General features: G+C 48.3%; 18 protein-coding genes. 5 read left to right on the top strand and 13 right to left on the bottom strand.

Translation table 11 applies throughout. The features are described from left to right. Nucleotides 1–9: 9 nt before the first annotated feature. The 9 genes from NYE45_RS29210 to NYE45_RS29250 all read right to left on the bottom strand — a co-directional run bounded on the left by NYE45_RS29210 (nt 10) and on the right by NYE45_RS29250 (nt 10,109). Entirely contained in the window at nt 10–1,008 is a 999-nt protein-coding gene (locus NYE45_RS29210; protein ID WP_340014971.1) for an isochorismatase family protein, read from the bottom strand. Between the two features lie 37 nt (nt 1,009–1,045). Next, nucleotides 1,046–2,662, bottom strand: a complete 1,617-nt coding sequence (locus NYE45_RS29215; protein ID WP_340014972.1) for a (2,3-dihydroxybenzoyl)adenylate synthase — start codon at nt 2,660–2,662, stop codon at nt 1,046–1,048. Between the two features lie 3 nt (nt 2,663–2,665). Further along, complete coding sequence (dhbC, locus tag NYE45_RS29220; protein ID WP_340014973.1) at nt 2,666–4,009, bottom strand: isochorismate synthase DhbC; 1,344 nt, start codon at nt 4,007–4,009, stop codon at nt 2,666–2,668. 26 nt (nt 4,010–4,035) lie between these two features. Then, nucleotides 4,036–4,821, bottom strand: a complete 786-nt coding sequence (locus tag NYE45_RS29225) for a 2,3-dihydro-2,3-dihydroxybenzoate dehydrogenase (protein WP_340014974.1) — start codon at nt 4,819–4,821, stop codon at nt 4,036–4,038. A 187-nt stretch (nt 4,822–5,008) separates the two neighbouring features. Continuing rightward, the gene (locus NYE45_RS29230) at nt 5,009–5,869 is read right to left on the bottom strand and encodes an alpha/beta hydrolase-fold protein (RefSeq protein ID WP_340014975.1); all 861 of its coding nucleotides are present in this window, start codon (nt 5,867–5,869) and stop codon (nt 5,009–5,011) included. Between the two features lie 274 nt (nt 5,870–6,143). Continuing rightward, the gene (locus NYE45_RS29235) at nt 6,144–7,193 is read right to left on the bottom strand and encodes an ABC transporter substrate-binding protein (RefSeq protein ID WP_340014976.1); all 1,050 of its coding nucleotides are present in this window, start codon (nt 7,191–7,193) and stop codon (nt 6,144–6,146) included. A 51-nt stretch (nt 7,194–7,244) separates the two neighbouring features. Continuing rightward, nucleotides 7,245–8,459 carry an AraC family transcriptional regulator gene (locus tag NYE45_RS29240; RefSeq protein WP_340014977.1) on the bottom strand — a complete coding sequence of 405 codons (1,215 nt, stop codon included), beginning with the start codon at nt 8,457–8,459 and terminating at the stop codon, nt 7,245–7,247. 306 nt (nt 8,460–8,765) lie between these two features. Next, the gene (locus NYE45_RS29245) at nt 8,766–9,512 is read right to left on the bottom strand and encodes a Bax inhibitor-1/YccA family protein (protein WP_047841093.1); all 747 of its coding nucleotides are present in this window, start codon (nt 9,510–9,512) and stop codon (nt 8,766–8,768) included. Between the two features lie 240 nt (nt 9,513–9,752). Continuing rightward, the gene (locus NYE45_RS29250) at nt 9,753–10,109 is read right to left on the bottom strand and encodes a nucleotide excision repair endonuclease (protein WP_062836662.1); all 357 of its coding nucleotides are present in this window, start codon (nt 10,107–10,109) and stop codon (nt 9,753–9,755) included. A 673-nt stretch (nt 10,110–10,782) separates the two neighbouring features. On the opposite strand from NYE45_RS29250, the gene NYE45_RS29255 reads away from it, so the two are divergent. The 3 genes from NYE45_RS29255 to NYE45_RS29265 are packed head-to-tail and all read left to right on the top strand — an operon-like array spanning nt 10,783 to nt 13,622. Beyond that, nucleotides 10,783–12,234 carry a PLP-dependent aminotransferase family protein gene (locus tag NYE45_RS29255; RefSeq protein ID WP_340014978.1) on the top strand — a complete coding sequence of 484 codons (1,452 nt, stop codon included), beginning with the start codon at nt 10,783–10,785 and terminating at the stop codon, nt 12,232–12,234. A gap of 12 nt (nt 12,235–12,246) precedes the next feature. Beyond that, nucleotides 12,247–13,167, top strand: a complete 921-nt coding sequence (locus NYE45_RS29260; RefSeq protein WP_340014979.1) for a D-alanine--D-alanine ligase — start codon at nt 12,247–12,249, stop codon at nt 13,165–13,167. Next, nucleotides 13,164–13,622, top strand: coding sequence for a GNAT family N-acetyltransferase (locus NYE45_RS29265; protein ID WP_248278238.1), 459 nt, complete (start codon nt 13,164–13,166; stop codon nt 13,620–13,622). Before NYE45_RS29260 ends, NYE45_RS29265 begins: the two co-directional genes overlap by 4 nt. Nucleotides 13,623–13,765: 143 nt before the next feature. Here the strand turns inward: NYE45_RS29265 and NYE45_RS29270 are convergent, their stop codons facing one another. From NYE45_RS29270 to NYE45_RS29285, 4 genes are all read right to left on the bottom strand, one after another. Beyond that, nucleotides 13,766–15,229 (bottom strand): GNAT family N-acetyltransferase, encoded by a 1,464-nt coding sequence (locus NYE45_RS29270; RefSeq protein WP_340014980.1) that lies wholly within the window; start codon nt 15,227–15,229, stop codon nt 13,766–13,768. 244 nt (nt 15,230–15,473) lie between these two features. Beyond that, nucleotides 15,474–16,982 (bottom strand): copper amine oxidase N-terminal domain-containing protein, encoded by a 1,509-nt coding sequence (locus NYE45_RS29275; protein ID WP_340014981.1) that lies wholly within the window; start codon nt 16,980–16,982, stop codon nt 15,474–15,476. A 207-nt stretch (nt 16,983–17,189) separates the two neighbouring features. Beyond that, nucleotides 17,190–17,318 (bottom strand): hypothetical protein, encoded by a 129-nt coding sequence (locus NYE45_RS29280; RefSeq protein WP_340014982.1) that lies wholly within the window; start codon nt 17,316–17,318, stop codon nt 17,190–17,192. A 136-nt stretch (nt 17,319–17,454) separates the two neighbouring features. Then, the gene (locus NYE45_RS29285) at nt 17,455–17,922 is read right to left on the bottom strand and encodes a DUF1877 family protein (RefSeq protein ID WP_340014983.1); all 468 of its coding nucleotides are present in this window, start codon (nt 17,920–17,922) and stop codon (nt 17,455–17,457) included. Between the two features lie 95 nt (nt 17,923–18,017). Here NYE45_RS29285 and NYE45_RS29290 point away from each other — a divergent pair, with 95 nt between their 5' ends. Together NYE45_RS29290 and NYE45_RS29295 are read left to right on the top strand one after the other, a co-directional pair. Further along, nucleotides 18,018–18,482: a DUF4385 domain-containing protein gene (locus NYE45_RS29290; protein ID WP_340014984.1), complete on the top strand. Its 465-nt coding sequence runs from the start codon at nt 18,018–18,020 to the stop codon at nt 18,480–18,482. 140 nt (nt 18,483–18,622) lie between these two features. Beyond that, nucleotides 18,623–19,930, top strand: a complete 1,308-nt coding sequence (locus tag NYE45_RS29295) for a VWA domain-containing protein (protein WP_340014985.1) — start codon at nt 18,623–18,625, stop codon at nt 19,928–19,930. The last annotated feature ends 16 nt before the right edge of the window (nt 19,931–19,946 follow it).

The raw sequence follows: 19,946 nt of genomic DNA on the forward strand, positions 1-19,946 counted from the left end.
CCGCCCCGCTCAAAAGTAGTCTCCGTTCGGCAGTACTTTCGGTTGGGCATTATCCAGGAGCCCAGCCCAAGCTGCCAACGTAGGCTGCTCCGCCAGATCAACAAAGGTAACCTCTGCGCCTTCCGCTCGAAAACGTTCAGCCAGACTCATCATGCGAATCGAATCCATTCCCCAGTTCTGAATCAGATCATCATGCTCCCCAATTGAATCGGGCTGCTCCTGTAGCAGATCGGCAACCTGAGCCCGTAACGCTCCCAGCCTTGCTTGATCAACGCCTTCTCGTCCTTCCACGACATACCCAGACTCCACGGTGGATGCCGATTGCTGCTGCGCCTCAGATGTAGCTGCACCTCCAGTTCTGGTTGCGGCTGACGCATTCAACAATGCAATTGAACGTTCGGTCGTTAGTGTTACCGCACATCGTTCTGACGCGTACGTCAGCGCCATGCGATGTTTCTCCGCCGAAAAATCAGCAACTGCATCGGCAACCAGAAACGCCTGAATGTCTCGCATAAATGCCTCACTTGACGTCATCAGACATCCGATATGCGCATATATGCCGCAGACAATCAATTGATCCCGGCCTTGCCGCTCCATCAGTTCAAGTAATTCCGTCTTCTGAAAGGCGCTGTAGCGCCATTTGGTCATGAAGATGTCCTGTGGAGCGGGTGCGAGCGATTCAACAATTTCTTTTTGCACAGGCCCGCCATCGATCCCCGCTCCCCAGAAATCCAACTGTAATCCGCGCTGCTCCGGTGTCTGTCCGCCCGGTTGTGCCGAGTAGACCACGGGAATCCCAAGCTCATGACACGTTGAACGAAGTTGTGCAATATGATCAATCAGTTCGACCACCGGGGATGCTCCCGCCGTAAATGCATTCATAAAATAGTTCTGCATATCGTGGATCAAGAGTACTGCACGCTTCGCATCCGGTGTCCAGGCTACCTTGTTGACCGGAAGCTCCGACGCTACAGGCATTGCATATGGTTGAATCACTGGAAGTGCCATGAATATCCCTCTTTTCAGCTTTATTTATCAAAAATTCTTATTTAGATACAGGTTGCTCGGTGGTCAACATCTCCCGTAGTGCTTTTTTGCTGACCTTGCCCACTTGTGTCTTCGGAAAAGCATCCACCAACTCAATCCGATCCGGGATTTTATAACTGGCCAGGCCACGATTGCGTAGAAAAGACTTGATCTCGGCAACGGCCAGAGCTTCACCGCTTGGCACGATAAAGGCGCAAGAGCGCTCGCCCAGATACTCATCCGGCATGGAGACCAAAGCTGCATCATGCACACCAGGATGGGCCAGCAAATGATTTTCCACTTCCTCTGCAGCCACTTTATCCCCGCCACGGTTAATCTGATCCTTCGCCCGCCCTTCGACAACGAGATATCCGTCAGCCGTCAGACTTGCAATATCGCCTGTGCGATAGAAACCGTCCGTAGTAAACGATCTGGCGTTATGTTCCTCGGCTTTGTAATAACCACGAATGGTATAGGGCCCGCGTGTCAGCAGGTGTCCGGCTTGTCCCTGCTCCACTTCAACATCTTCGTCATCCACAATCCGCACCTCGTCATAGGGAGACATTGGTTTCCCTTGTGTATGGGTAATGACATGCTCGGAATCGTCGAGACGTGTGTAGTTCACCAGCCCTTCGGCCATGCCAAATACCTGCTGTAATGTACAGCCAAGAACCGGTTTGACGCGTGCTGCCACCTCTGCACTGAATTTGGCTCCCCCCACTTGAAGCACCTGGAGCGACGGAAGCTTGGTTCCTCGGGCAGCCGCTGCGTTGAGCCAGACGAGAGCCAGCGGCGGCACCAACGCCGTGATCGTTACCTGATGGCGCATAATCAGCGGAAAGGCTTCATCCGGGCTTGATCCCCGTGACAGCACAATCGTGCCACCTGCGTACAACGTGCCCAGAATGCCAGGTGAGCTCATTGGATAGTTATGTGCTACAGGTAGTGCAGCCAGATAGACGCTTTCGGGACTGAGACCACACACCTCAACGCTTCTTCGTAAACTGTAAATGTAGTCATCATGAGTACGTGGGATCATCTTGGACAACCCGGTACTTCCACCCGACAACTGTAGAAAAGCAACATCCGAAGACATCGGTTCATCCGGCAGTGTGACAGGTTCTGTATAGACATCTTCCAATGCTGTAAACGGCCCGGCCTCTCCCGCCACGAAAATATGTCGAAGTCCCGGAACCTCTGCCTGTACCTCCTCTGCCAACGTGCGATAATCAAATCCTCCATCCTGATCCGGAATCAGATATGCTACGGCCTCGGAGAACCGAGCGAAATATGTGATTTCGCTCTTTCGATGCAAGGGAAGAGCGAATACAGGCAGCGCACCGATGCGGAATAAAGCAAAACATGCTTCAACAAACGCTATAATATTGGGCAGCTGAATAATAACCCGGTCATGCTGCCGTATGCCTTTGGCATATAAACCGGAAGCCAATCGATCTACCCGTTCATCCAGTTCTGCATAAGTGAATTGGTCTTCACCGCTAATAACGGCTACCCGATTGCCATATAGATCAGCTCGCTGGCGAAGCATTTTTCCAAACGTAATTCCTTCCCAGCAACCCTCCTGCCGATAACGCTCTGCAACTTCCTCAGGCCAAGCCTGATATCCTGACAGCATTGCTCATTCCTCCTTCTGACTGGACACAGTCGAATCCAAACCCATCGCGAGCAGCATCGTTCTGAACTTGGCAGCAGTCTCTGCCAGCTCAGCTTCTGCCGTAGAACCTGCTACAATGCCCGCTCCAGCGAACAATTTCACAGCTGTGCCTGCCACTTCAGCACATCGGATCGTTACGGCCCACTCGCCGTCGCCCTCACTGTCGCACCAGCCCACCATTCCCGTAAATAATCCCCGGTCGAACGGCTCCTGTTGCTTAATCGCTACCCGCGCAGCCTGTACAGGCGTTCCACAGATGGCGGGTGTGGGATGAAGAGCCAAAGCGAGCTCCAGTGACGTTGTGGCTGCGTCCGCCAGCTCTCCGTGGATTTCGGTGGATAAATGCCACATCGTGCGCGTCTGAATCAGCGAAGGTTCTGCTGGAACGGATAGTTGGCGGCATAATGGGCGCAGTGCCTCCGCAACTGCTTCAATGACTACGGCGTGTTCATGCCGATCCTTGGCTGAAGCCAGCAGTGCCTCTGCACGGCGGCGATCTTCTGCTGGATCATCACTCCGGGCAGCAGAGCCTGCCAGTGGGTTGGCACGTACTTTTAATCCTTTGCGGGTAACTAATAGTTCTGGACTTGCCCCAATGAAGGTGCGACTCGTTTGGTTGCCAATTTGTTCGTCTATTTTTAAATGTTTTTCCTTCGTTGTTAGAGTACTTTTTGACTGAGTTATACTCTTCATGGGTACAGCAAATGTATATCCATGCGTGTTGTCTCTGAACAGATTACGCAGTAATTGATGCGTGTCCACAATGGTCTGTGATGTCACCTCAAGTGTACGGGATAACACGACTTTGTGGAGATCACCCTGGTTCAGGTCAGCCAATACGTTATCTACACTTTGCTCATATACTGTCCCCGCCGGTGCCTCAACGACCTCACAACCTACAGCTGCCGGCAGCTTCTGAATTAATGCTCGTGATTCCGAGGGTAGCGGTTCAGCCCACTGCACCGTCTCTGGTACATATAGCTCAGCAGAATCGTCTAGCGGATCAAACGGGATGGCGCCAACCACCATCGGGTTCGATTGTCCAGCTTGTTTGGCCTTGTCCATAAGCTGTTGAATACCATCTATATAAAAATGTATCTCTTCCTTATATTTATGTTCAATAAGATCAGCAGAATCGCTGGGATCTGATAGAATTGCGTGCTCCGCATGTAGCGGAGACCAACGAATCCGTTCTCCTTGCGCGAGCAAGGTATGTTGCGGTGAAGACCAGAAAAAGGACGTCCCCTCCCGATATTGCTCCAGAAGGTGTATGGCGGAAATTGCAGTAACCGTACCCGCTTTTGACATGATTCATCATCTCCTTATCTCTTGATTCAGGCACCGAGCGTGGCGCCTCCATCCACACATAGATCATGCATCGTAATATGTCTGGCTTGATCCGAAACCAGATAGGCCACCGCGTCCGCGATATCCTCTGGCAATGCCATCCTGTTCAGCGGAATGCCCAGGCGGAAGGTTTGCGGTGAGCCTGCAATGACTGCCTCTGCGCCATGTTCATCCTGCCACATAGCTCGCTGCATTGGCGTGTCCGTTGAGCCTGGAGAGACAATGTTGCAGCGAATATGTCGATCCGCGTATTCCAGAGCCAAACATTTGGTGAAGATGGTCGATGCGGCTTTGGAAGCCGCGTAAGCAGACATGTGCATTCGCGGAACACCCGCAGCATTCGAACCAACGGTAACTACTGCACCCGTCTGGCGTTCAGCCATATTTCTCACTACCGCACGCGACATATAAAATACACCATGCGTATTCACGTCAAATGTCTTCGTCCATTCTTCATCTGTCAGCTCGCTGACTGCCCCTGTGTGCAGTACCCCCGCAGCATTCACCAGAATGCCAATGGGGCCAACGGTCTCTTCGATCCGTTGAACGGTATCCTCAACCGCTTGACGATTCGATATATCAGCAACGTGGGCTGTTGCCTGATGGCCCTGACTGCGCAGATCGGTGACCAGTTGATTCAGCAAAGACTCCTGTCGATCCACCAGAGCAACGATAGCGCCATTCTGTGCAAGCAATCTCGCCACCGCTTCACCGATCCCCTGCGCAGCACCGGTGACCACGGTCACTTTTCCAGCTATTCCTGTGTAGCTCACCTCGTGTACCTCCCTTACTGCCTTATAGCTGTTTTCTCCCCTGTTGGAGCGATGTGTTGGCTTGGTTCTATCCAGTTGAGTGTGATCATCCGTAAATTCGAAACATAGCTGTCCCTCTGCTCCTGCCGCTCGCTGATCCCTGATTCATATGACTGTCACCTGCAAAACGTCCTTCATTTCATACCTTCTACGACTCTGGACTACAGGCAAAACGCATCGTACGACTAATCAGAAAAGGCAATACCGAGACATGGTTCTCTTCCTCGAACTCGGTGTAGGCGATATTCAGCCCCGGCTGATTTAATGCAGATAAACGTTCTGTAAGACTTGATGCCTTATCATTGTTACGAGCCGGGTGGGTCTTCTCCTGTTCTCCCATACCAATCCACACCTTGACGTTCACCGGATGCTGTTCCAGCCTTGCGACGAATTCCTGCTCCTCCGCCTGCATGACCTTCTGATTCCAGTGCAGCGAGGGACTTCCCGCAATGTAATATCGAAAAGCCTCTGGCTTCGTGAACAACGCATGGATCACGAACAGACCACCAAGCGAGTGACCGAATATAGCCTGTCTATCCCGATCAATCCGAAATTGCTGCTCTATGTCTGGCTTCAGTTCTTCTTCAATAAACCGCAAGAACTCATCCGCCCCTCCTTGTTCCGGCAGAGGTGTACCATCGGATTTTTGGGTATATTCCGTTGTGGCCTTTGGAGTAAAGTCATAGTATCGGTGAGGGGAAAAGGGGCCCGCGATCGGGTACCCAATGCCTACGACAATGGCCGGGACTGCTCCTGTCTTCTCCGGTCTGCGTCCCTGCACACGAACAGCTTCCACCATCGTGCCGAATACGGAATTGGCATCCAGCAGGTAGATTACCGGGTAGCCGGACGGGGGCGGAGGTTCAGCAGGCTTGAATACCATGATCTGATAGGCATGGTGGCCTGAGCGTGATTTCATGGTCCATTGTTCGGCATGTGGAATCTGAACGGTACTGCGTGCGATATGCTCAAGGTTGCCTGGAGCGGTTGGGTTGGGCTGAAACGTCATTACGGATGGGTCCTCCTCGTTGTTCTGCTTATATAAGTTGAATACTGAACTACATTCTGTATATGAGATTGATTCTCATTACCAATTATAAAAGAGTCGATCATGCTGTCCCATGGACGATATCCAGAAATCATTTTGATTATCTCCATATTTCCATATTTATGTCATATAATGTTCACGTTTTTATCGTAAAAAAAAGCTCCCTCACGGGGCACCCGAAACGCTGGACTAACATCCGGTTCCCGGCACTCCAAAGGGAGCTGCGCTATTTCAATTATTGTGTTAACGCTTTGAGCGTATCATCGATGACATGACCGTATGCGATCAGTCCACCGCCCAGCCACGGAGCTGGCTCGACAGCGTACACATGCCCTGCTTTTACCGCCGGCATACTGTTCCATACGTTGGTTTCGGTCATTTCTTTCATGCTTCCTGGACCCTGTTCCACGGTGAAAATAAAGTCGGCATCAATCTCGGGTAATACCTCGGTGGATACAATGGCGCTGTTCTCCGACTCGACCAATTTAGGCTTACCTAGTCCCAATTGTTCATATACGACGTAACCGCTGAAGTAGTTACCACCCATCATACTAATGCCACGCGGGGCAAAACGGATAATGGCTGCTTTTTTGCCTTCAGCTACTTTCGCCAATTCCGCTTTGGCTGACTCAACCTTGGCGTGGTAGGTTTCAATGGCTTGTTCGGCTTCAGCCGTTTTGCCCAATAGATCACCAATAATCTGCAAAGACTTCTCTACATCACCCGAAGCGTTCGTAAATACGTAAGTCGGTGCGATTTTGGAATAACTCTCGTATACCCCATTCTCAGCATATTGGGCCGTATGCAAGATAATAAAATCAGGATTATACGACATCAACGCTTCAGGGGAAGGCAACCCACTGGAGAAATCAAGGGTAGGCACATCACTGAGCTGATCCTGGAGATAGACATGCCCTTTCGTACCACTAGCCCATTGGGCTACCGGCTTCACACCAAGGGTTAACAGGGAATCCTCCAGATATGGTGCAAACACCCGCTCTGTCTTGGCTGGAACAATTACATCATGTCCCAAGTCATCCTTTACGGTGCGTTCACCCGTCGTCTCTTCCGTTTGCTCTTCCTGCACAACCGTCTCGGTTGAAGCCGGGGTTGAAGTCTCCGTTGCCGGCTGCTCCTCCTGGGCCGCTCCTGTATTCTCAGATGCTGTACCACAGGCAGACAACAATCCTGTAACTAACATCAGCAGGATCAGGGCTGAGAGCCGGGCACTGCGGAATTTGCTACCAACGGAACGTTGTCCGATGTTTTTGATATAGTGAAACATGTGTGATATCCCCCTTGATAAACATTCTCATTTAGATACAAGGATTATATGTCACGTCGCCTGGGAATCACCATGGACGTTATCCAGATATATATTTGGACAATATCCCGTGAAGATCAGTAGAGCTTCATCCAGCATGCGCATCACACCTACAGCCGAATAATCAAACCAAGGGTCACCTGTAATCAGATGGACCTGGTACTGACGAATAGCCTTGAGCTGACGCCATGTAACCGAATGCTGCAAGCTCAGCCAATATGCCCTTGAAGCCGCCTCGGGACACACCATAACGAGAATTCGATCAGGGTTCATTGCAGCGAGCTGCTCCAGCGTTAATGGATTATTGGCACTAAGATCAGAGAATGTGTCCAGTTGCAGCGCTCCATACAACACTTCTTCAATACCCGGATTGCTATAAAGGTAGAGATTCTGCCCGTAGATCCGCACGACAATCACTTTCTCCCGACCCACTTCCTGCTGTACCGATTCCCGCGCCTTCTCTGCTCGCTGGTTGTACATGTGAATCCATTGCTCCGCCTGGTCCTCCCTCTCCAGAAATGATCCAATCATGCGTAGCTGTGTTCGCCAATCCGAATGATGTTTGGGGACAAAACAACAAGGTGCAATCTCGGCCAATTGGGCCTGATCCTGTTCACTAATCTGGTCCGTACCTACGATGGCATCAGGGCGAATATGAACCAATCGTTCCACATTGGCCTCAAACCGCCAGCTCGTGTACGGGTCCGTCAATTTCAGGTGAGACTGAATCTCTGTACGATGTGCATTATAATAATACGCGGTCCATTTGGGATCGATAGGTGCAGCCACGGGGATGACATTAAGTGCCAGAAGCTGTCCAATCACACTGGAAGAGCAGGTGGCTATCCGTTTTCTGGCGTTTTTCGCATAATCCGAAGGAGATACGCCAACTTCCTTTTTAAATTTACGACTAAAATAGTACTCGTCACTATATCCCACTCTCAGGGCGATATCGCGAAGCTTGTATGTGGATTCCTTCAGGTATCGCTTGGCGCGGTTAATACGCAGATCCGTAAGATACTCCATTGCGCTCTGTCCGTACGTTTTCTTGAACAGATCCACGAAATATTTCGGACTGATCCCCGCTTCCGAGGCGAGATCTGCAATCGATAGAGGTTGGTCGTAATGTTTGTCCATGTATGTTTTAACGTTGGCAAGATCCGTCTTGGGACTGCGGCCGGTAACGGGCTGGTGCGCAGCAATCTGCGAATCATTTTCCAGTAACATGAGGCCACTCCTTTCGATCTGCTTGATCGGCTTGATATGTAGCTAAAGGTAAAGAGAACTATCCGGCAGCTTATGCAATATTTAAACGAAAATGATAATCATTATCAATAAAATACCATAACCATTTCCAGACCGTCAATCCAAATATGGTAAAATGTACACACCTAACTCCACAATATCCTCTCTACTACTGTTGGCAAAGTTGCTTATAAACTACCTCCAAATATACCAAAAAAGCCAACGACGTGAGTATCACGCGTTAGCTTTAATGAAGTTCATACTGTGATGATGACGTTAAAAGTAGGACTAGTCCCGACTCCGCAATTTGCCAAGCAGACGGATAATTTCAATGTACAACCATACCAGCGTCACCATCAATCCAAATGCACCGTACCACTCCATGTACTTGGGCGCACCACGTTCAGCACCACCCTCGATGAAGTCGAAATCCAGGACCAGATTGAGAGCGGCAACAATGACGATAACGACCGAAATACCGATGCCAATCAAGCTATTATCATGCAGATAAGGAATCGAAATACCGAAGAAACCCAGTACAAAGCTCAACAGATACATGATCATGATGCCGCCAGTTGCAGCAACAACGCCCAACTTGAAGTTCTCCGTAGCTTTGATCAATCTGGTTTTGTATGCCACCAGCAAGGCGATGAATACAGCCATAGTCAACAGGGCTGCCTGCAAGGTAATTCCGTTATACAGGGACTCATAGGTTGCAGAGAGTGCTCCCAGGAACAGACCTTCTGCCACGGCATAGATGGGAACGAGATAAGGTGCCGCTACTGGTTTGAACGAAATGACAAGCGCCAGAATGAAACCAACGATTAATCCGCCATAAGCGAGCGGCATCACTTGTTGTCCGTTAAAGAACATCATCCATGTTGCAAACGCACTTCCCAGCAGGATCACAAGCGTAATAAACGCTTTGTTCACCGTGCCATTGATCGTCATGTAATTCTGATACCGATCTTCTCCATATCCTCTGTTCTCAAACGTGCTGTCTTTAAGTGTAGGGTTACCGCTACGACCGATCAACACAATCACCTCTTCATATGTATTTGATATATCTTTGATGCTACATTCTGTGATGCTTAGTTTAAGCTCTGGCATTTCTACATTTCCAATTCTACAAGCTACTCCCTAGCATTCGTGTTCCAAAAAATTGGGAGGTGCCAGGCGAAGTCGGATGCAATCCTGCGATCACATCCTTCTCCACCGGCAACACACCTAGGACATATGTCCCAAAAATCATGTTCATTGTGTTTTATATGCAATTTATTTGTACAAGACTTTATCTACATTGTATTTCGCACGCATCGTGTTAATAATATAAGTCTCGTAAATTTCACGATCTACCGGATCTTCAACCAGGCATACTTCAATCTTCGTTACTTCCTCGCGATGATTCTTGATTGGTGATACAGTATCTTCGAAATGCTTTTTGATACGGGGTCTTAATTTTCGTGCTTTCCCGACAAATAACAACTCTCCAGCGGCATTGTAAAACATGAAAATCCCGCCTAGTTCCCGGGTAATCAGGTGAAAATCAGTAAATCCATAAATGTGGCTAAGCTGTGGATCAGCCTGCTTCGTGATGGTTACATTGGGTGTTGGCACGGTAATATTAATCAATAGGCTCACTTCCTCATTATCTATAGGTTTACATCCTATCACATATTATAAACAGACACCATTTCATTCTATATGAAGTACAATTCACGCAATTTTCGCTATTACGACAAATATTTCAAAAAAAAGGTTAACTTCCCTGATTCAAAGTGGTACTATAGGGGTATGAGGAAGAAATTGGGCACTAAGACATATGTCTTTATATCTACCTTCGTCTATTGTACCCTATGATTGATCATCTTTTTCATACTGATTTTTGTTACGTGATCACGACAAGAGTACAGTTAGCAAGAACCTTAGCTTATAGATTGTGGATTCATCCTCTATTCGACCTTGCAGCAAGCAAACGTAGAAAGACCTAGATTCATGATTTCACTGTAGATTTTAAGTATCACCTAGAAAGCCTGCAATTATAGCCGTACAGAAGTTAAATAGACACACGTAGAAGGTCAGATAGCTATCGATCCTAGAGAGATAAGTCATGCAATGCAACTGTAGAAAGTCATAGCAGCAGAACTATAGAAATGGATCAAGTTTTACCACGGGTCCTGGCATATTGCCAGGGCTTTTTTGCGTTTACGCGAACCACCAACCACTCCCGCAGGGAAACAGAGGTATCGTGGTTCTTTCTGCTGGGTTTATAATATGGCAAGATACCAGTAGAGGGAGTGATGGGATGTATTCCGATCTACAACTGACGGAGGACCGCCCTGTATATATACAAGTCAAAGATTATATGAAGCGATTGATGCTCAAAGGCGGCCTGCAAGCCAAACAAAAGCTGCCCTCGACCCGTGAACTCAGCACACTTATGAAAGTTAGCCGAAGTACGGTCCTGCTCGCTTATGCCGAGCTTGAAGATGAAGGCCTGATCTATGCAGTCAAAGGAAAGGGTAATTACGTCAGTGCCTCCATCGAAACCCCTGAGGCAACAGCAAGCTGGGAACTGGACTGGACAACGGAGGTAAGCGAGTATGCGATTCAGGCAGAGCAGTACGATCTGATGAAGCATGGCTCCGGAGCAGAGCGCGGCGAGATATCGTTTACCAGCATAGCGCCAGATGAAAAGCTGTTCGATCTGCACAACGTGAAACGGGCTTTTCTGGATCGCATGTCACTTGAAGGCGAAGTACTGCTGAATTACGGATATGCGCAAGGGTACAGACCGCTGATGAAGTATTTACTACGATATATGGAGAACAAAGGGGTTGACCTCCGTGGCAAGGACATTCTGATCACCAACGGATTCACGGAAGGTTTCGATCTGGTACTTGGGGCTTTACGCAAAAAAAGTGGCAAAGCGCTCTGCGAGAATCCAACGCACCACACGGCGATTAAGAATCTAAAATTGCACCAGTTTCACTTGACTGGTGTGAATATGGAGCCGGATGGCCTGAACTTGAAGCAACTGGAACATGAGCTTGAGGCAAGTCCATATGATCTGGCTTATCTCGTTCCCTCCTATCACAATCCAACCGGGATTGTGACGTCCCCTGCGAAACGGGCGGAGATTATCCGGTTGATGAACCAGTACCAGGTACCGATTATTGAGGACGGGTTCAACGAAGAATTGCGATATTCCGGTTCTCATGTCTCTCCCCTGATTGCCAGCATGGGCAAAGGGAACGGACTGGTGTATCTGGGCAGCTTCTCCAAAGTGCTATTTCCGGGCCTGCGCGTTGGTTGGGTTATTGCGGATGCGACCCTGATTGACTATCTGGAGAGTATGAAACGGGCGCGCAGCATTCATACCTCGACGCTGGATCAATCGTTATTGTATCAATATCTGAGCAACGGTAACTTCGAGAAATACTTGAAGCGAGCCCGCACGGAGTATAAGCGAAAATATGAACTGGTTGTGCGATGCCTGAAGCAGCATCTGCCAATGTGCCGGATCTCCGGTGAGGGCGGTCTGCACCTATTCGTGCAGTTCCCGTCCGAATACAGAACCCGTGAACTGCTGGCAGCCTGTAAGGTGAAAGGTGTAACGTTCACACCAGGAGATACTTTTTATCTGGAACCCGGTCAGGGCGTAAACACGATGCGTCTGGGTTTCTCCAGAGTCAGCGATGAACATATACGTAAAGGCATTCGCATCATTGGCGAGACAGCAGCTCAAATGAGATAAGGAGGCTTTCACATGAAGGTTGGCGTGATTATGGGCGGTACATCTTCTGAGCGGGATATTTCCCTGCTCACCGGACAGGAGATGATTGCGAATCTGAATAGAGACAAATACGAGGTAGTGCCCATTGAGCTGAATACCAAGCGGGATCTGATCGACAAATCTGCCGGGATCGATGTGGCACTGCTTGCCCTGCATGGCAAATACGGCGAAGACGGTACTGTCCAAGGCACATTGGAATCCATGGGCATTCCCTACACAGGCTGTGGCGTGCTTGCAAGCAGTGTATGCATGGATAAAGACATGTCCAAACAGCTCATGCAGCATGCGGGTGTGCTTACCGGGGAATGGCTGCGAGTGAGCCATATGGAGGAACTGTCCTCTGTTCCTGTTCAACAATTAACGTACCCCGTGGTAGTCAAACCGAATTCAGGCGGTTCCAGCATCGGTACCCAAGTGGTTCAGGAAGCTTCCGCCCTGCCCGCTGCTGTGGAGGCTGCCCTCGCCTGGGATGATACGGTCATGATTGAACAGTATATCGAAGGTGAGGAAATCACCTGTGCCATTCTGGATGGAAAGATGCTGCCAGTGATCTCCATTCATTCGAACGCTGCGTTTTTCGACTATGCTTCCAAATATGATGACCACGGGGCTGATGAGCAGGTTGTGCAATTGCCTGCGGACCTCCACCATCGCGTTGAAGCCGCGGCATTGGCCTGCTATCAGGTGCTTAAATGCAGCGTCTACGCGCGCGTGGATATGATGATTCGTGAAGGCATGCCTTATGTGCTTGAAGTGAACACGCTGCCGGGACTTACCCGTAACAGTCTGCTGCCCAAAAGTGCAGCCGCTGCAGGTATTTCTTTTGCAGAGCTACTGGACACCATTATTGAACTTTCGTTGAAGGAAAGACCCAAGGAGGATACAACATTATGAGCCTGGATGTGACGATTCGACATAGCTCCACTACCGATCTGCAAGATATGGTCATTCTAATGGACCAACTCGGTTACCCAACCACATACGCGGAGATGGAGGAGCGCTATGCCCATATCTCTGCGGACCCAAACTTCACTACACTGGTGGCTGAAGCACGCGGACGCGTAGTTGGACTGATCGGATTACAGACGTCTTATCTGTATGAAAAGAACGGAAGACACTGCCGTATCATGGCATTGGTTGTGCATGACCAGTTCAGGGGCTCAGGCATCGGCCGTCAGCTCATTCTGGAAGCCGAGCAATGGGCCGCCACGCATGACGTGGACTCTCTATCTCTGAACAGTGGCAATCGCCCGGAACGTGAAGCTGCACATGAATTCTATCGTCAGATGGGCTTTACGGCCGGGAGTACCGGGTTTAGCAAAAAGCCGCAGATTCTACAGCACACTTAACTTGCGGATAAGTTATCCTGAATATCGCATCAAAAAGAACGCCCCACTTAGCACATTGGCCAGTTAAGGGCGTTCTTCAGTATATCTATGTCACATGGATAAAGGGTTTTTCACCGGAAAGCAGGAAGGCAACTAGGAGCCTTTCAGGAATTCATGGCCTCATAAGCCGCAAGCAGTTTCTCTACCTCTACTCCGTTGATCTTCATCCCAGCTACTTGACACCGTTCCAACTGAACTCCCGATAGATTGCAATCAATAAAACGACTTCCCTCAAGATCACAATGCGCCCACTGCATGGGCACACGGTCAGAACCAAGATGTGTATCACGGAATTGAACACCATCCAAAGCACAGAATTCAATCTTGCTATCGGTTAGACGTAAATCAGCTAGCAATATATTGGTCATATTTAGATTGGTGAATTTACTACCACTCAGATTGCAGTCGGTGATCCGACTATTGGTCAGATTACTGCTACTGTACCGAACTGAATCAAGATTAGTTTGAACAAATTCGACCACTGATTCACCCGAATCCGTGGATAATGTCTCATCACATGTTGGATCAAAAGAAGCCACCGATATATTCCTCTCATATCCAAACTCTTCCTCAGATGCATAGATACGAACATACCCCATTTTTTCGTAAAAATGGTGATTATCCAGCTGTCGACCTGAGGTCTCCAGCTTCCAATTTTCAATCTGCGGAAATTCAGCCTCAATAAGTCTCATGACTTGAGATCCCACGCCACGTCCCTGGCATACGGGGTCAATATAGATCTTATCGAGCCTGGCATGTTTCTGTCCGAGCACGTTAATACTCACTCCGCCAATAGCGCATCCATCTGATTCCACAACATAATAATCCCATTCACGGATCACGTAACGATGCATTCGAACTGACGAATAATCAGGCGGACATAGATTGCTATCGATATCCTCTTCACCATCTGACCAGACTTTTATGGCGTGATCAAAAGCACGACTGCAAATCTCTGTAAGTACAACAGCATCTTCTTGCTGTGCTCGTCGTAAACGAATTTCAGAATATACCTGCTTGGCTTGAACTAGATCGGACTTCATGTTGAGCAGTTCAAAATAATCATAGCTCTCCTGGTCCACTAGCTTTCTGCGAGAGATATAACAAAAACCTGTATGCTCCAGAACTTTGCGTGACGGCTGGTCGAACGGCTTCACAATGCCCACGATGCGATCCAGCAAGGTATGCTCAAACAAATATGCTGTTAGGGCTCGAACTGCCTCTGTGATGTATCCTTTATTTCGGTAATCCCGGGAGATGGCGTAGGCCACTTCACGGTCAGCACGATCCAGCATGTCATTTGGAAATACGCCGCACCAACCAATGATACGCTGATCTTCATTGTGTACAACGGCAAGTAGGATACGTACATCTTCCGGATTGAACTGCTCGTAACTGCTCACGACAAATTGTAAGAATTCGTCCAACTGATTCTCGGTCATCTTCCAATCCGGGAGAATATCGGTGATTTCGGGTTGTTGGATTAATACATGCACGGCAGCCTGATCTTCCAGCGTAAATGGACGCAACGTAATCGAGTTTGAATGGATGAACAATTGACTTTTCATATAGAACACCTCTGGGGATTAATTTAGGATGACACGACAAAGAGGAGCGCCTCCAATAGAGGCACTCCTCGATCCGTTTCATCATTTCAGAAACGCCGAAGCTCCTCGTAATGGGTCAAAAGGACACACGTATCCCGTTCATGGTCTAACGGAATTTTTGCGGTGTTCTTTTCACGATCATTACGAGAAATCTGGCATACTCTGAAATCCCCTCTCTTACTAAGGATCACTTATAACGTCTCACTTAAGGACGGTCAATGTAAATCCAGCCTGTTTCTTGTTCTTTATCTACAGTAGCTCCAAGGGATTCAGCCATAAAGCGCAGCGGCACATACGTCTTGCCGTCTTTGCCTACATAAGCGGATTCCACCATAGTCACTTCTTTACCAGCAACCGTTGCTTTCTTGGATCCTACAGTCAGTACAATCTCATCACCAGTGATGTCATCAATGACAACGATCTGGTTCGAGCCTTTGGTCCATTTCACTTCAGCATCCAATTCTTCAGACACGTAACGAAGCGGAACAAATGTTGTATTCTTAACGGTGATCGCTCCAGCGTATTCATCATCCGGGAAGAGCACTACACTTTTACTCGTGATTCCAGCTTCATCTTTCAGCAATTGATATGCCAGTGAATTGGAATCAAAATTGCGCAGCATCTGACCAGGCGTAATATCATCCTTCATCAGATCCATAACGCCACCGGATACATCTACTTCATCGACTGCAACCGTACCACCGATATTCCACTGTTCACTGTCTCCACTTACGGTTACGGAGTTCAGCGGCAGATCTTCGGAAGCAGGCAACGCCACTTTCAGTTCAAAGTTTTGCTTGCGAACGTCCAGCTTGCTGTCGAGATAGAAATCCAATTTCAGTTTGGTTTCTGTGCCAAATACCGTTTTGAATTCAGGAGTCTCATTCAACAGGTTGTTCAGCTCCTGATCATAATTGACCAGCATGCTGTCCAGTCCCACTTTGATGATCGCATACAATGACGCAACAGCTTCATCTTTCGATTCAGGAACGATGGAATTCAGCGTTTCGTCTCCCCCGCCTTCAACCTCATTCACAGCTTCCAATACAGGGTAGAACACATCATACAGATCGCCAATCAGCTCTTTCAGTCCTTGCTCATCCTTCGAAATACTCGTCAGGAATGGTTTAACCATGGCAAGCATCTCTTCACCACTAACTTCCAAATGCAGCTTGGAGAGGCTAAGTGCTTCGCCATTCACGGATTCCTGTACGGGTGTCACGGAGATGTTCTTCGGATTGGACAGATGTTTCAGGACAAAAGAGAACAGTTTCGGGGAAAGTTCCTCGAGTTGCTTCTCCAGAGCTTTCGTATCTACCATCGGAAGCGCTTGTGCATCTTGGAACGTATCCAGAGATATGTACAGCGGTTTCTGGGCTCCATCCAGATCAATGACCAATTGGGACTCATTCATGGACAGGTGGAAAGGTAGCTTCGTTCCCTCCATGCTCAGTGTACCTTTAATCGATGCTGTCTTCGCATCTTTCATTTTGGCTTGATCAATATCCAGGGATATGGAATTAATAAGTTCAATCATTTCAAGGTCTTTCTCTGTCGCAAATTCCGTAGCCGGTTCTATGTTTATATTCATGGATTGTCTGGATTCACCGGACTTGATACTCGCGCCATTTGCCATGGCTTTGCCAACATCTACTCCACCCACAGCCTGACATCCTGTAAGAACAACCATTAATAATACAAGTGGCACTGCCATCCATTGGACTAACTTTCGATTCGTAATATGATCTCCTCCTTAGAAAAATATGGTTCATTCCCATTATGAAGGTACAGGTAATTCTTGTAAACGGATACGCAAAAAATAAACCAAAAGGCCGGAACATGTCCGACCTCTGGTCTATCTATATTTCAGCATATCGTAAGTTTCGATAAAACATCCTGCTTCATTATGCAACGCTGGGAGTTATTCTTGCTCCTTACCTTCTGCCTGATCTTCATCAGATTCTTCATCTTCCGCAGTTACGGGAGTTTCGAATTGATCCGGCTCGTCTTCTTGAATCGCTTTGTTCTCTTCATTCTGATCCTGTGTCATATCGCATTCCCTCTCTTCTACCGGATTGTCATGTCATCAAGGCCTGAGCCTTGTGTCTATCAATAACCCGAATAGGCGAAGTTCAAACCTGCCTCAGCGGCGGTTAACCATTTTCCATCATCATTTCAGTGCTCACTTAGAAAACATAAAAGACGATCCCGTTTCCACTTGCAGCCGTTGCCTGAAATAAAGCCTGGATATCATCCACGGTCTGAACGATCTCCTGAAAGGTCTCTTCCGCATCCCAATCTTCCATGACAGGATAGACGCCTTCAGTGATCATCTGGTCCAGACTGTACCGTTGCTTTAACTCTCCAGGTGTGAGCTGCTCCAGTGCCATGTAGGCCTCCAGCACCTGCTCATTACTAAGCAAAAACAGATCCATGTCCGAATAGTTTCCCAAGTACTGCTCACCTGCGAGCGGCACCACATAACCGAGAGGCGGCTCTCCCTGTACCAGGTTACCGTTTAGCGTGAACTGCAGCATCTGCCACGTTTTATCAATATCCAGATCCACCGCACAATCATGCACACTAACCTCGCCTGACTTGATGGATTCCATGAGCTCTTTCGTTACCACAAGATATCTGCCGGACATTCCCATACCGTATCCCTCCTGTGTAATTCGTTCTATTGTTCCCCATTAACCGTGCATGTTGGATCAGAATCGGGGTAATCCCTATCAAGGAGGGCGTATACATGAAAAAATTTGATTACAGTCTCAATTATGGAGAGCTAGATCTGCGCAAACATCCTGAGCTGTACACCGTAGGCCGGGGAGAGCAGGGTGTTCTGATGGTAGAGCCATACAAAGGCGAGATTCTGCCACACTGGCGGTTCAAGACACCCGAGATTGCGACAGAGTCATCCAAGAAGATCTATGAGCTATTTTTGGAGTATAAGAAAAAGGGAGATTTCGTGGGTATGGATATGGCTCGTAAATTCCTCCAGATGGGCTATACACGGGCCAGACGATATACGAATCACAAAGGAGGACGCAAATATTCGAAGGAGGATGGTTCAATCTTGCCCTATCAGAATGATAAGGTGAAGGCAGAAGCCGCGGCTATTTTCAAAGCACAATGGGAGATTGCGAAGACCGATCCAGACTATGTAAAAATGAAGAAGGAGCATCGGGAAAAGTACGAGTCAGAACAGGCTTAGAAAACCGAGGGCACTGTAATATAGACTCACCGATTGGATCTGTCATCTACCCGTTGACTTATGGAAACATTTGTCTCAGAATCGATCTTGTTACTGTACATTTTCAACCATTATATTGGAGAAGAGAGGCGCATCCGATTATGACAGATTCGCTCGTCCATTTATACACAGGCCAGAATATTAGCATCAACGAATCCGCCCAACTTCAGGTAACCATTCAGAGTACATCATCTCCTTCTCCCTTGGATGTTAGCTGCTTTATGGTCAACGAAGAGGGAAAGGTCCCATCCGACGACTATTTTGTATTTTATAATCAGAAGGCTGATCCCCATCAAAGTGTACTTCTGCAACAGGCAGAGGAACTGAAATCCTCTTTTGTACTGGATACGAATCAATTACGGCAGGCTCCTGTAGAAAAATGTGTGTTTACGGCTACTCTGGATGCGGGAGGCACATTCGCCGATGTTCAGGCATGTCAGGCGATTGTACGGGCTGGTTCCCAGCAAATCACCTATGAGATCACGCAGGTCACTGCGGAAACAGCGCTTATTTTCATTGAAATCTACAAGTATCGTGACGGATTCAAAGTTCGTGCGATTGGACGAGGTTTCTTTGGTGGATTGCAGCCATTGGCAGAGTCATTCGGTGTTGAAATTGAGAGTAACGACACCTCGGAAGCCGAACAGGTTCTTAACACGGCACGTGCTGAAGTTGCAGCCGCCTCTTTAGAAGCCCCGACACCTGTTGCTGCACCGAACACGAATCATGCACCGCTTAACCTGACCAAGATCGATCTCCTCAAACGTAAAGTAACCCTGTCTCTCCAAAAGAAAAAGATTGAACCTATACAGGCACGTGTTGCCGTCGTATTTGACGCATCAGGCTCCATGTACCATCTGTATCGCAAAGGCATCGTGCAAGAAGCCTTCGAACGTATCCTGGCGATTGCATCAGCGTTTGATGATAACGGAGAGTTGGACGTATGGTTCTTCGCCAAAGACTTCTTGCGTGCACCTAGCGTCACCGCCAGGGATTTCGAGAATTATATTGAACGCACATATACGCTGGGAAGCAAAGGCGGTACCAACAATGAACCTCCTGTGATGCAGGATGTCATTCGTAAATACACAATCGAGGAACCTAATGTGAAGATCCCAACGTATATTATCTTTTTTAGCGATGGCGGAGTCAGTCAAAAAGGGAAAATTATGCGGCTTATTACCGAAAGCTCAACCAAAAACCTGTTCTGGCAATTCGTCGGCCTGGGACAAGCCAATTACGGTATTCTGGAGAATCTTGATGATATGACTGGACGTTTCATCGATAATGCTGACTTTTTTGCATTGGACGACATCTCCAAGATCAGCGATGAAGAATTGTACGATCGTCTCCTTACTGAATTTCCAGACTGGATAAAGGAAGCTCGGGCCAAAGGCATTTTGGCCTAAAGCTTTCACCCTATAC

This window comes from Paenibacillus sp. FSL K6-1318, from assembly GCF_037976905.1.
Classification (GTDB): Bacteria; Bacillota; Bacilli; order Paenibacillales; family Paenibacillaceae; genus Paenibacillus; species Paenibacillus amylolyticus_A.